This window comes from Nitriliruptor alkaliphilus DSM 45188 (assembly GCF_000969705.1).
Classification (GTDB): domain Bacteria; phylum Actinomycetota; class Nitriliruptoria; order Nitriliruptorales; family Nitriliruptoraceae; genus Nitriliruptor; species Nitriliruptor alkaliphilus.
In genome coordinates this window covers 5,311,573-5,323,393 of the sequence record NZ_KQ033901.1, presented here as the reverse complement: position 1 = coordinate 5,323,393, position 11,821 = coordinate 5,311,573, and the positions used below count along the sequence as shown (strand labels likewise).

13 protein-coding genes are annotated in these 11,821 nt (G+C 73.2%); 4 read left to right on the top strand and 9 right to left on the bottom strand.

The annotated features are described in order from the left end of the window. Positions 1–114: 114 nt before the first annotated feature. From NITAL_RS27640 to NITAL_RS24870, 4 genes are all read right to left on the bottom strand, one after another. Complete coding sequence (locus tag NITAL_RS27640; RefSeq protein WP_157042079.1) at positions 115–612, bottom strand: hypothetical protein; 498 nt, start codon at positions 610–612, stop codon at positions 115–117. A gap of 265 nt (positions 613–877) precedes the next feature. Beyond that, positions 878–2,299 (bottom strand): vWA domain-containing protein, encoded by a 1,422-nt coding sequence (locus NITAL_RS24880; RefSeq protein ID WP_052668930.1) that lies wholly within the window; start codon positions 2,297–2,299, stop codon positions 878–880. 43 nt (positions 2,300–2,342) lie between these two features. Continuing rightward, on the bottom strand, positions 2,343–3,800 hold the full coding sequence (locus NITAL_RS24875) for a hypothetical protein (RefSeq protein WP_052668929.1): 1,458 nt from the start codon (positions 3,798–3,800) through the stop codon (positions 2,343–2,345). 12 nt (positions 3,801–3,812) lie between these two features. Next, a complete protein-coding gene (locus NITAL_RS24870) occupies positions 3,813–4,715 on the bottom strand; it encodes an AAA family ATPase (protein WP_157042078.1) in 903 nt (300 codons plus the stop codon). A gap of 199 nt (positions 4,716–4,914) precedes the next feature. Here NITAL_RS24870 and NITAL_RS24865 point away from each other — a divergent pair, with 199 nt between their 5' ends. Further along, positions 4,915–5,550 carry a hypothetical protein gene (locus NITAL_RS24865; protein WP_052668927.1) on the top strand — a complete coding sequence of 212 codons (636 nt, stop codon included), beginning with the start codon at positions 4,915–4,917 and terminating at the stop codon, positions 5,548–5,550. A gap of 22 nt (positions 5,551–5,572) precedes the next feature. Here NITAL_RS24865 and NITAL_RS24860 read toward each other — a convergent pair whose 3' ends face one another. The 3 genes from NITAL_RS24860 to mgsA are packed head-to-tail and all read right to left on the bottom strand — an operon-like array spanning position 5,573 to position 7,958. Continuing rightward, positions 5,573–6,574 carry an oxygenase MpaB family protein gene (locus NITAL_RS24860; RefSeq protein WP_052668926.1) on the bottom strand — a complete coding sequence of 334 codons (1,002 nt, stop codon included), beginning with the start codon at positions 6,572–6,574 and terminating at the stop codon, positions 5,573–5,575. Positions 6,575–6,630: 56 nt separating this feature from the next. Then, on the bottom strand, positions 6,631–7,551 hold the full coding sequence (locus tag NITAL_RS24855) for an alpha/beta fold hydrolase (protein WP_211262669.1): 921 nt from the start codon (positions 7,549–7,551) through the stop codon (positions 6,631–6,633). An 11-nt stretch (positions 7,552–7,562) separates the two neighbouring features. Continuing rightward, positions 7,563–7,958: a methylglyoxal synthase gene (mgsA, locus tag NITAL_RS24850; RefSeq protein WP_052670079.1), complete on the bottom strand. Its 396-nt coding sequence runs from the start codon at positions 7,956–7,958 to the stop codon at positions 7,563–7,565. Positions 7,959–8,041: 83 nt separating this feature from the next. On the opposite strand from mgsA, the gene NITAL_RS24845 reads away from it, so the two are divergent. Together NITAL_RS24845 and NITAL_RS24840 are read left to right on the top strand one after the other, a co-directional pair. Next, positions 8,042–9,016: a quinone oxidoreductase family protein gene (locus tag NITAL_RS24845; RefSeq protein WP_052668925.1), complete on the top strand. Its 975-nt coding sequence runs from the start codon at positions 8,042–8,044 to the stop codon at positions 9,014–9,016. Further along, a complete protein-coding gene (locus NITAL_RS24840; protein ID WP_052668924.1) occupies positions 9,013–9,804 on the top strand; it encodes an ion transporter in 792 nt (263 codons plus the stop codon). Before NITAL_RS24845 ends, NITAL_RS24840 begins: the two co-directional genes overlap by 4 nt. On the opposite strand, the gene NITAL_RS24835 is transcribed toward NITAL_RS24840, so the two are convergent. Together NITAL_RS24835 and NITAL_RS24830 are read right to left on the bottom strand one after the other, a co-directional pair. Beyond that, positions 9,801–10,583 (bottom strand): maleylpyruvate isomerase family mycothiol-dependent enzyme, encoded by a 783-nt coding sequence (locus NITAL_RS24835; protein ID WP_052668923.1) that lies wholly within the window; start codon positions 10,581–10,583, stop codon positions 9,801–9,803. The genes NITAL_RS24840 and NITAL_RS24835 overlap by 4 nt on opposite strands. After that, entirely contained in the window at positions 10,580–11,206 is a 627-nt protein-coding gene (locus tag NITAL_RS24830; RefSeq protein ID WP_169786952.1) for a TetR/AcrR family transcriptional regulator, read from the bottom strand. Before NITAL_RS24830 ends, NITAL_RS24835 begins: the two co-directional genes overlap by 4 nt. A 122-nt stretch (positions 11,207–11,328) precedes the next feature. On the opposite strand from NITAL_RS24830, the gene NITAL_RS24825 reads away from it, so the two are divergent. Next, positions 11,329–11,796 (top strand): aminoacyl-tRNA deacylase, encoded by a 468-nt coding sequence (locus tag NITAL_RS24825; protein WP_052668922.1) that lies wholly within the window; start codon positions 11,329–11,331, stop codon positions 11,794–11,796. The last annotated feature ends 25 nt before the right edge of the window (positions 11,797–11,821 follow it).

The following is an 11,821-nucleotide window of genomic DNA, read 5'->3' as shown; positions in this document are numbered from 1 at the left end:
GGTCTCGGCGGTTCTCGGCGGTCGGGTCGGCAGCCAACCGTACGCGCGAGGGTCCGTCGGGGCATCACCCCAGGGGCGGACGTGGCGCCTCATCCCGTGGTCGTAGACGCCGCGTCACCGCGACACCGCCGGTCCGGCCACCGACGGCAGGAGGGCGTCCGGGCGGCGAGCGCTCCTGCCTGCGGTCCTCGACGCCCGGCCCGTGGCGGCCGCGATCGACCGGTCGAGCGCGCGTTCGACGGTCCGCTGGCGCAACCGTCGACCGCCGATGCGGTCTCCCTCGACGCCGAGCTCGACGGCGGTCCCGCCGTGCCACGGGCTGAACGACGAGCGCAGCGCGAGCCGGTCTCCGGCGTCGTCGACCACCTCGACGTGCACGGTGTCCCGCACACGCCGCACCACCCGCCACCGCACCGGCACGGCGACTCCTCGGTGCAGCACGAGTTCGGCGCGTCCGGCAGCCCCCGCCTGCAGCCCGCCACCAGGACCGCGCCCGTCCACCGCCGCCAACACCGGGAACCACCGCCCGACCACCTCCTCGGCCGACCCGCACCCGATGACGTCGTCGACCGACGCCCCCACCCACCCCGTCACCGAAACCCACACGCCCATCCTCCGACGATCGCCAGACCCCCACCCTCCCGAAGGGGCCCTCCCCCCACATCCCCCCGAGGCCCGAACCCCCACCTCAACCCGAGGTCCAAGACCGCAGGGTTCGAGCCAGTCGAGCGCACCGCGAAGGAGGTGAAGGGAGGCGGCGGAGGCTCGCCGGTGCCGGAACCTCGGGGGGCTCAAGCGCAGCGCAGGTGCCACAGGCACCGAGCAGCAAGGTCCCCCCGAGGTCCGGTCCGGGGAGCCGGAGCCGCCGGACGGACCGCTACGCGATGCGCTCGACGAACCGGGCGAGCTGCTTGAGGTTGCGGACCTCCACCATGTCCTCGCAGTACCGCGCGTAGCTGGCGGCGATGGAGTCGCCGGTGTCCCAGAACTGGATCGGTTCGGGGTTGAGCCAGTACAGGTGGCGGGCGCGCTTGGCGAGGTCCTGCAGGACCCAGGCGTTGGCCTGGCGGTAGTTGTTGCGGGCGTCGCCGAGGACGATGACGGTGGAGCGGGGGGTGACGTCGTTGGCATGGTCGGCGTGGAACTTCTCGAGGCTGTGGCCGTAGTCGGAGTGGCCGTCGAGCCAGACCAGCTCGGCCTCGACCATCATGCGCTTGATGGCCTCGGTGGCGTCGCTCTGGTCGAAGAGGGCGGTGACCTCGTCGAGGGTGTCGATGAACGCGAACGAGCGCACCTTGCTGAACTGTTCCTGGAGGGTGTGGACCAGCATCAGCGTGAACCGGGCGAACGAGGCGACCGATCCGGACACGTCGCAGATGATGAACAGCTCGGGCTTGTGGGGACGGCGTGGCTTGAAGGTGGGCTCGAACGGGACCCCACCCGTGGACAGCGACCGCCGCACCGTCTTGCGCACGTCGAGCCGGCCGTCCTTGCCGTGGCGACGCTTGACGGCGACGCGGGTGGCGAGCTTGCGGGCGAGCGGTCGGACCTGGGTGCGCAGCTGGGCCTGGTCCTCGGCGGAGAGGTGGAAGAAGTCGAGGTCCTCGACGGGTGGCCGGGTCATGCGGTCGGCGACCTGGTCGACACCGCGTTGGGCGGCGGCGCGGCGGCGGATCTCGGCTTCGACCTCCTGCTGGAAGGTGCGCAGGCGCGCCTCGAACTCGTCGCGCCAGAGCCGTTCTTGCAGGGGGGTGGTCTGGTCCTCGTCCTCGACCCTGCGTGACAGCAGGTCGCGCAGGATCTGGGCGAGGTCGACGGCGCGGAAGACCTTGTACTGGAAGTAGGACACGCCGCCGTCGCGCCCCTCGACGCGACCGAACCGGTCGACCGCTTCCCGGGCGTACTGGCGGATGGACTCGTCGCCGCCCGCCATGAGCTGGTCGATCAGGTCGCGCAGGTACTCGTCGGGGTCGCCCTGCCCCTCACCCTCCGGGCCGTCGGTGACGTCGGGGGTGTCGTCGAGGTCGGCGTGGCGTGCCGGGAAGTACAGCTCGAACAGGTCGTCGAAGGCGCGGCGGTGGGTCTGGGTGGTGATGCAGGTCGCGGCGAGGGCTTCGCGCAGCTGTTCGCGGTCGAGCAGGTCGAGGTGACCGATGGTGCGGACGGCGTCGATGGCTTCGGACTGGGTGGCGCCGACGCCTGCGCGACGCAGCGCAGCCACGAAGTCGAGGACGCGCTGGAGGAAGCCGTGCACGGGCGGCGGCCCCTCGGCGAGGACCTGGGACAGCTGGTCGGACACGGGACCCTCCTCGTGGTGCCGTCGAGGTCGACGGTAGCGACGCTCAAGCGTCGGCGGCGCCGACGTCGGTCGGTGTGGTGACGAGCAGGACCGCGTCGCCGCCGTCACGGGCGGTGACGAGCGCGGCGACGCGACCGTCGGCGGTGAGGGTCACGTCGGCGAACCGGCCGCCCACCAGGACGGCGACTGTCGGGATCTCGGTGGTGGGGGTCAGCCGCGACAGCGAGTCGCGCCCCGCGACGACGACGGCGTCGTCGACCCAGGCGAACCGGGCGTCGTCGATGAGCGAGCCGAGCGAGATCGACGTGCCGTCCGCGGTGAGGAACACGGTGTCGGCGCCGCGGCCCTCACCTCGACCGACCGCGATCGCGTACCGGTCGTCGGCGGCCGGGTCGGTGAGGTCGGCGGCCGCCTCCTGCACGGGGCCGACCCCGGGGATGGCCGTGAGGGGGCTGCCGTCAGCGAGGTCGAGCAGCACGAGGCTGCCGTCGGCTGGGCCTTCGCCGTCGCCGGTCTCCGGCGCGTCCTGTGGGTCGGGTCGGCCGTGGACGAGCACGGTGTCGTGACCGACGGCAGCGACCTCCCAGCGGATCGGGTCCGCCGGGTCGAGCTCGGCGAACCCGGCGAGCACCTCCCCGTCGATCGCGAACCGTTCGGTCCCGTCGGCCCGCGTGATGGCCACGAGCGCCGGTCCGCCGACCTCCTCCTGGGGGCCGACGCGCCGGGTGGCCACGACGGTGCCGGGTCCGAGCCGTGCGGTCAGCCGCTCGGCGAGGGTCCCGGGGGGGCCGGCCGTCAAGGTGAGGCGCTGATCCCAGCGGGCGCCCTCCTCGGGGTCCCACAGCTGCAGATCGGGAGCATCGCCGTCCTCCTCGGCGCGGAGCAGCAGCAGCTCGCCGTCGCCGGCGTCGAGCAGGAACGCGAACGGGGAGCCGACCAGCGCGGTGTCGACGCAGGTCCCGACGTCCAGGTCCGTGCCGATCAGGGGCACGAAGGCGTCGATGTGCCCGGTGACCTCGCTGGCGAGCGCGAGGTCGTAGACGGTGTCGCCGTCACCGACCACCGGGTCACCGGTGGAGAAGGTGGCGATCGGCGTGAGCGACCGGTCGAAGCTGGTCACGGTGCCGCCGGTGGTCACCAGGCCGTCGCCGAGGGCCGCGACGCGGGTGGCGTCACCGACGGGGATGGCGGCGACGACCGGCGCTCCCGCGGCCTGCTCGAGGATGTCGACGGCGCGGGCCCCGTCGACGGGGCCGAGCTGCTCGTCGATCACGTCCTCGGGGGCGCCCGCGGTGGCGACCGGGGCCGCCGGCTCGGGCGTCACGATCGTGTCGCACCCACCACGGGCGAACAGCTGGGCGCTGACGACACCGACGAGGATGAGTCCGACCATCGAGCTGGCGCCGATCACGAGCGTGCGGCGGTCGGCCGCGAGCGGATCCTCCGTCTCGGCGGGTGGGGCGGCGCGTGCGGGCACGCCGGCGGGAGGCTGGTCAGCCACGAGGCACCCGGCTCAGTTCATCTCGGGACGGGGCGAGATACGCAGGTGCTGGTTGGCCTTCTGCACGTCCTGCTGGTACTTCAGCAACACGTTCATCGTGCCTCGCGCGACGTCTTCGTCGATGGTGTCGAAACCGAGCTCGAGCAGGGTGCGGGCCCAGTCGAGGGTCTCGGAGATGGACGGTGGCTTCTTCAGCTCGAGCTGCCGGAGCGACCGGACGATCCGAACGAGCTGGTCGGCGAGCGCCTCGGGCACCTCGGGGACGCGCGACATGACGATGTCGCGTTCGCGCTCGAGGGTGGGGTAGTCGAGGTAGAGGTAGAGGCAGCGGCGCTTGAGGGCCTCGGACAGCTCACGACTGTTGTTGGAGGTCAGCACCACGAACGGGTGCTTGGTCCCGGTGACGGTCCCGAGCTCGGGGATGGTGACCTGGAAGTCGGAGAGGATCTCGAGCAGCAGCGCCTCGAACTCGAAGTCGACCTTGTCGACCTCGTCGATCAGCAGGACGGTGTCATCGGTCGCTCGCAGCGCCCGCAGCAGCGGCCGCTCCATGAGGTAGTCCTCGCCGAACAGGTCGTCCTCGACTTCGTCCCAGGCTTCACCGCCGTCGACCGGCGCGTCGCCGCCGCGGGCGTGGGTGATGCGCAGCAGCTGCTTCTTGTAGTTCCACTCGTACAGCGCCTTGGCCTCGTCGAGCCCCTCGTAGCACTGGAGGCGGACGAGGGTGGCGTCGCGCGCCTCGGCGACGGCCTTGGCCAGCTCGGTCTTGCCGACGCCGGCGGGCCCCTCGACGAGGATGGGCTTGCCGAGTCGCTCGGCGAGGTAGACGACCGTCTCGATCGACGCGTCGACGAGGTAACCGGCGTCGGTGAGGCGGTCCCGGACGTCGACGACGCCGGTGAACTCTGCAGGCACAGCAGCCTCCGGGAGCGGTGAGGAGCGCACGCACGCACGTGGTGCGACGTGAGGCTACGGCACCGCCGCTCGCGCCCCGAACCGGGGGCGACGCTAGGGTCCCGCCCGCGCAGATCGCGCGGCCGGCGGCGACCGGCAGGGCACGGGGGGTGACACGGTGGCGGCAGCACGGTCGTGGGCAGGGCCGGGACGACGAGCGATGCTCGGCGTCTGCGCGGCGGGGCTGGTCGTGGCGGGGTGCAGCAGCGACCCGCAGCCCACCGATCCGCCGGCGGCCGCGGACGAGCCCGGCGAGGTCGCCCCGGACGACGACGGTCGGTCGGCCGACGGCGCGGCCGACGGTGGTGAGGGCGACGGCTCCGGTGGCGGGTACGGCCTCGTCGACGAGGTGTGCGCCACCTTCGATCACGACCACTTCGTCGACGTCCACGGCATCCCCGCGACGGTGGTCGCCGACGACGTGACCTCCCTCGGGGGCCACACCGACTACCTCTACTGCGAGCTGGACGCCGGTACCCAGACGGGCCCGGACGGCCAGACCCTGTCCGTGGCGATCTTCTTCCACCCCTCCGCGGACGTCGCCCGCCAGGTGTTCGACGGACACGCCGAGGGGCAGGCCAGCGTCGAGGAGCTGGTCGGGCCGTGGACCGAGGCGGCGTTGATCGCCAGCCCCGTGACCAGCGGCGGCCGCTACACCGCCCGGCTGTACCTCATCGACGGGCCCCTCGACGTGTGGATCGAGGCACAGACGCTCGAGGCGTTCCCGATGGCCGTCTGGGCCGAGCCGCTCGAACGGATCGCGCACCAGGTCCTGGCCTCGCTCCGCGCCGGGTAGCGGGCCTCACGGGTGAGGTCCGCTACGTCGGGAAGCCCACGGCGGCGGGCATGTCGCTGGGCAGCACACCGTCGCGGCTGCCGGCCTTGGCCGCCTCGTCGGCGTCGGGGAAGGTCCCGAGGTCCGCGATCCGGTAGCCGAAGGGGTAGGTCGGACGGGACACCTCGGTGATGCGGTACGGGCGGGTGCGCGGCGGGACGAGCCACCGCAGCAGGTGGGCACGGGCACGGAGGGCGCCGTGCACGGCGGTACGGACCCACGCGGGTGGCTCGTCGTAGCCGAGGGCGGCGACCAGTTCGGGTTCGAGCAGCGCCAGTGCCGCCTGACGGGCGGCTGGCAGGAGCGGTGCGGGCACGCCGTAGATCTCGCTGAGGTACATCGTCATCGTCGCGTCCGCGACCTCGTGGTTGGCCGGGTCGTAGCGGAACTCCGCCCGCTCGAACTCGCGGTTCCAGGCCAGGAACGTGTCGAGGTCCTCCGGCATCCCGGGGACCCCCATCCGCGCGGCGAGCTCGCGCCAGTAGCGCCAGCCGGCGGCGTGCTCGGCCTCGGTCACCTCACGCCAGCCGTAGCGCTCGATCCAGTACCGCGGCTCGGCCACGAACGTCGACAGCACGTAAGTCAGGTCGATCGGCCGGATCGGGTAGGCGGCGTGCATGCGGTTGATGCGGCGGAGCGCCTCACGACCGCGGTCGCCGTCGTACCCGTGCTCCTCGACCTCGGCGAGCAGCAGCTCGGTGTCGTCGTAGCGCTTGCGTGTGTCGTCGGTGAAGGCGCGGGAGTCGAGCAGGATGCGGCTGATCGTCGGCACCGCGAAGGTGCGGAAGAGGGCGAGGCTGAGCGCCGTCTCGGTGTCCCACGGGAACTCGTACGCCGACAGCGTGTGAGCGATCTCGCGGTGGTCGGCGTCCGGGTCGAGCGCCGCGATCCGGGCCCGGTGGCGGTCGTCGCGGCCACGCGACCTCGCGTGCAGCACGCTCAGGGCACCGACCCCGGCGAGCAGCACGAGGGTACGACGCGGCACGGCGAGACCTCCACGGCGAGACGGATGCGACCGTAGCGTCTCGCTACCCGTGGCCGTCAACCCGCCCGGGCGAGGTGGGCGAGCACCGGCGGCACGATCCGATCGAGGTGGCTGACCGGCAGGTCGTGCCCCCATCCGGCGATGGTCACGAGCCGTGCGCCCGGGATGGCCGCGGCGGTGGCGTGCCCGCCCGAGACGTCGATCAGCGGGTCGTCCTCGCCGTGCAGCACGAGGGTCGGCGCGGAGACGCCGCCGAGCAGCGCGGTGCGGTCCCCGTCACCGCGGATGGCCAGCAGCTGGCGCGCCGAACCCCACTCGTGGACCCCCCGGGCGAAGGCGACCCGGGCACGCGCGGCGGCGCGGTCGGGGTCGGCCGCACCGGACGTGCCGATGATCGCCTGCAGCTCGACCTGGTAGGCGACGTACGCGTCGCGATCACCGTGCGGCGGGACGCTGGTCAGCGCCGGCTTGGCCCGCTCGGTCGGCTGCCCGACGCGTCGCGCCCCGGTGGTCGACATGACCGAGGTCAGCGATGCGGTGCGTGTCGGGAACGACAGCGCGATGCGCTGCGCGATCATCCCGCCCATCGAGACCCCGAGGACGTGCGCCCGGTCGATGCCGAGGTGGTCGAGGACCTCGACGTGGTCGGCGGCCATGCGCGCGAGGGAGTACGGCGCCTGCGGCCAGCCGTCCGCGCCCCGCGGCAGGTCGAAGGGGGTGCCCGCGTGCACGTGACCGCGACCGACGTCGCGGTTGTCCACCCCCACGGTGCGGTAGCCGGCGTCGTGCAGGGCGGCGAGCGCCTCCGGTGGCCAGGCGGTGCGTTGCTGACCGAGCCCCGCGACCAGCAGCACGACGGCGCCATCGTCGGGACCCGCGACGTGCACGTCCGTCGATGCACCGTCCGAGAGCGTCACCGCCTCGCCGATGGGCGGGCCACCGACGTGGGCGAGGTCGGCCGGGTCGATCCGTGGCACGGCGGGTCCTGTCACGCGGGTGCCGCCTCGGGGAGCGCGGCGACCAGGCCGTCGAGGACGAGCTCGGCGGTCGCCAGGTTGGTCGCGAGCGGCACCCCGTGCAGGTCACAGAGCTTGAGCAGCGCCTGGATGTCGGGCTCGTGCGGGTGGGCGGTCAACGGGTCGCGCAGGAAGAGGACGCCAGCGACCAGGCCGTCGACGAGGCGGGCGCCGATCTGCACGTCGCCACCGAGCGGGCCGCTGCGGACCGCCTCGACCAGCAGGCCCGTCGCCTCGGCCAACCGGGCACCGGTCGTCCCCGTGGCCAGGAGCCCGAAGCGAGCCAGATCCGCCCGACGGCGGTCGGCGAAGGCGACGAGATCGTCCTTCTTCGCGTCGTGCGCGATCAGCGCGAGGGTCGTGGCCACGTCGGTCTCCGGTCGGTCGGGGCGAGCGTAGGAGGTCGCCACTAGCGTCGAACCCGCCCGACCACCGTCGAAGGAGCCTGGCGATGCGCGCCATCCGTGTCCACGAGCCCGGTGAGCCCGGAGCGATGCAGTTCGACGACGTACCCGACCCGAGCGCGGGCCCCGGCGAGGTCCTGGTGCGTGTCGCGGCGGCGGGCGTGAACTTCATCGACACCTACCAGCGGTCCGGTGCCTACCCCCTGGACCTGCCGAGCGGCCTCGGGCTCGAGGGGGCCGGCGAGGTCGTCGCGGTCGGCGACGGCGTCGACGAGGCACTGGTCGGGCGCCGCGTCGCGTGGCACGGGACCCTCGGCAGCTACGCAGAGCTGGTGGCGCTCCCGGCCGAGGTGGCGGTCCGCGTGCCGGACGGGTTGGACCTCGAGGTGGCCGCGGCGATGATGCTGCAGGGCATCACCGCCCACTACCTCAGCCACTCGACCTACCCGCTCGGGCGGGACGACACGGCGCTGGTCTACGCGGCGGCCGGGGGCGTCGGGCGTCTCCTGTCGCAGCTGGCGCTCCGTCGCGGGGCGCGGGTGATCGGCCTGACCTCCACCGACGAGAAGGAGGCCGAGGTCCGCCGTCTCGGGGTGCAGGACGTGATCCGCTACCGCGACGAGGGCGTGGTCATCAGCGACGAGGTCCGTCGACTGACCGACGGCCGTGGCGTGCAGGTCGTGTACGACTCGGTCGGTGCCGACACCTTCGAGCAGTCGCTGCGGTCGCTCGCCCCGCGCGGGACGCTCGTGCTCTTCGGGCAGTCGTCGGGCAAGGTCCCGCCCGTCGACCTCCAGACGCTCAGCCGGCACGGCTCCCTGTACGTGACCCGTCCGGGCATCGGCGCGTACACCGCCACACCGGACGAGCTGACCTGGCGCGCGACGACGCTGTTCGACCTGGTCGACAGCGGCGACCTCGACGTCGCCGTCCACGCCCGCTACCCGCTGGCAGAGGCGGCGCAGGCCCACGCCGACCTCGAGTCGGGGACCACCAGCGGCAAGCTGCTGCTGGTGCCGTGAGCGCGGACGGGGACCCGCCCGCCCGGGACGGACGCCGCGGCCGGGACGATCCCGACGCCGCGTCCCCCACCCTGTGCCCCGACCCCGATGACGAGCCGTCCGCACGGGAACGCACCGCCGCCGTACTCGAGGAGCGGCTGGACATCCCGATGGCGGTGCTCGCCGTCGTCTGGGCCGGCCTCGTGGCCTACGAGCTGGTGGCGCCCGCCGACCAGCGGCAGGGTCTGGCGCTGGTCGGCAACGCCATCTGGGGCGTGTTCGCCCTGGAGCTCGCGGTCAAGCTCGGTGTGTCGGGTCACCCACTGCGCTACCTGCGGCGCCGCTGGCCGTCGGTGCTGTTCCTCGCCCTGCCCGCCCTGCGGGTCCTTCGCGTCGCGCGGGCCCTGCGAGCGGTCCGGGTGCTGCCGGCGGCCCGCGTCGCCGGCGCCTCGTACCGGGCCGTCGGCACGGCCCGGGGGTTGTTGGCCGGCCGCCTGCAGTTCCTCGCAGCCGCCACGCTCATCACGATCTTCTCAGGCGGCCAGCTGCTGTACGTCCTCGAACGTGGCCGGGACGGCGGGGTCGACTCGCTCGGCGATGCGCTGTGGATCGCGGCCAACGCCGCCATCTCGGGCTCGATCGTGGCCGAACCGATCACCCTCGCGGGACGGCTGCTGGCGCTGCTGCTGACCGCCTACGCCGTGGTCGTCTTCGCCTCGCTGGCAGCCACCCTCGGTGCGTTCTTCCTCGAGGCTCGCCAGGAGCGGGCGACCGCGGAGGACGACGAGGCCGCCGCCGGCGATGCCTAGAAGAGCACGTGGGTGGCGAGCAACCCCGCGCCCGTCGCTCGCCCCGACACCACGCGGCAGAACTCGGCCGCGTCGAGCTCGAGGGACGGCCCGCCGTCGTGCTGGTGGTAGGTGCCACCCGCGGGACCGGTGAGGTGCAGCACCACCGGCTGACCGTGCCGCTGCGCCCACTCGGCCACGATGTCGGCCACGAGCCGACGGTCCGCCTCGCCCCCGAGCGCGGGGTCGAGGTCCGCCGCGCGCGCGATGTCGATGCGGTGCATGAGCACGTCACGCGTGATGAGGGTGTCGACGCCCTGGCCCACGGTGACGCGCGTGGGCAGACCGCTCGGCATCGAACCGACCGCCGGGATCGGGAAGGGGATCGCACGCACCAGCCCGGGCAGTCCGGCGCGCGTGCGAACGGCTGCGGGCACGACCGCTCTCAGGGCGGTCACCTTCTCCTCCGGGGAGAGGTGGGCGTGCTCGCGGACCTGGAGGTCGTTCATCGCGTCGAGCGTGCTGCCGTCGAAGCGGGACCGCTCGCGCCATCCACGCAACGACTGCCGCAAGGCCTCGCGCGGCGACGCGTGGCCCTCGGCCGCTCCGAGGAGGTGGCCGACGATGTCGTCGACATCCCAACCTGCGCAGTCGGTGGGCCGGGCCCAGTCGTCCGGTCGCAGCCGGTCGAGCAGCTCGAACAACCGCTCGTAGACCGCCGTTGCCAGGGTCGCGGCGTCGTCGCCACGGCCGATCCGTCGGATGTCGGACACGGCGAGGGAGCCGGTCGTGGGCGTCATCGCGTCACCTCCAGGTGGGTGAGGAACAGGTCGACGGCGTCGTCGACCAGGGCGATCCACCGGTCCCCGGTGGGATCGTTGGCGACCTGCTGCGCCGCGAACCCGGCGGTCAGCGCGGTCCACAGGTCGAGTGATGAACGGTCGGTGATGCCGAGCGCCGCGAAGCGAGCCACCAGCTGCTCGTAGGACGCCACCGACACGGCGTACGCGTCAGCGCTCGGCTCCCAGCCCGGCAGCACCCGCGTGAACATCAGCTGGTAGCGGGGCAGGTCCTCGACGCAGAAGGTCAGGAAGGTCCGCATCCCCTCGGCCAGGACGTCGGCCACGGGCGCGTCCCACGGCACGGCGTCGATCCGCACGTCGAGTTCGCGGTAACCCTCCGCGAACAGGGCGTCGTAGATGGCCCCCTTGGAGTCGAAGTACGAGTAGAGCGAGGGCGCCTTCATGCCGACCTCGGCGGCGAGGTCGCGCAGCGACAGCCCCGCGATCCCGTCCCGGTGCGCCAACCGCGAGGCCGCTTCGAGGATGTCGGCTCGGGTGGCGTCCCGTCGGCGGTCGACGCGGCTGCCGTGCCCCTCGCCCGACCCGTCGGTCCCACCCGCTGCGGCCGCTGCTCCACCCACGCCTTCGCTCCCACCTCGCCCATCCCGGCTGACCTTACAGTGTTCGCAATCCCTAACAGTGTAAGGTTGCACGGGTCGGGCGGTACCGTCAAGCCCACCCCGGATCCTCGTGAGGCACGCACGTGACCGCCGACCCGCCCCCTGCTGCTGCCGCCGCCGACACGCTCGGCCTGACCTACGAGCTGCGCTCGGTCCAGGGTGTCCGCAGCGCCGAGGAGGCCGCCGAAGCCACGGGCGTCGCGCCCGAGCAGCTGCTCAAGACGCTGGTGGTCCGGCGCGCCGACGACGACTTCGTGCTCGTCCTCGTACCGGGTCCACGGTCGATCGACTGGCCGAAGCTGCGCGCCCACCTCGGCGTCTCGCGCCTGTCGCTGCCCGACGCCGACACCGCGCGAGACGCCACGGGCTACGAGCGCGGATCGATCACCCCGCTCGGCACCACCCGGGTCTGGCCGGTGATCGCCGACGCGGCCATCGCCGGCACCGGTCGGGTGTCCCTCGGCAGCGGGCGCCGCGGGACCGCCCTCCTGACCGACGCCGATGCGCTCATCGCCGCCGTCAGCGCCGACCTCGCCGACGTCACCACCTGACCATCGGCGACGGCGGTGACCGCGC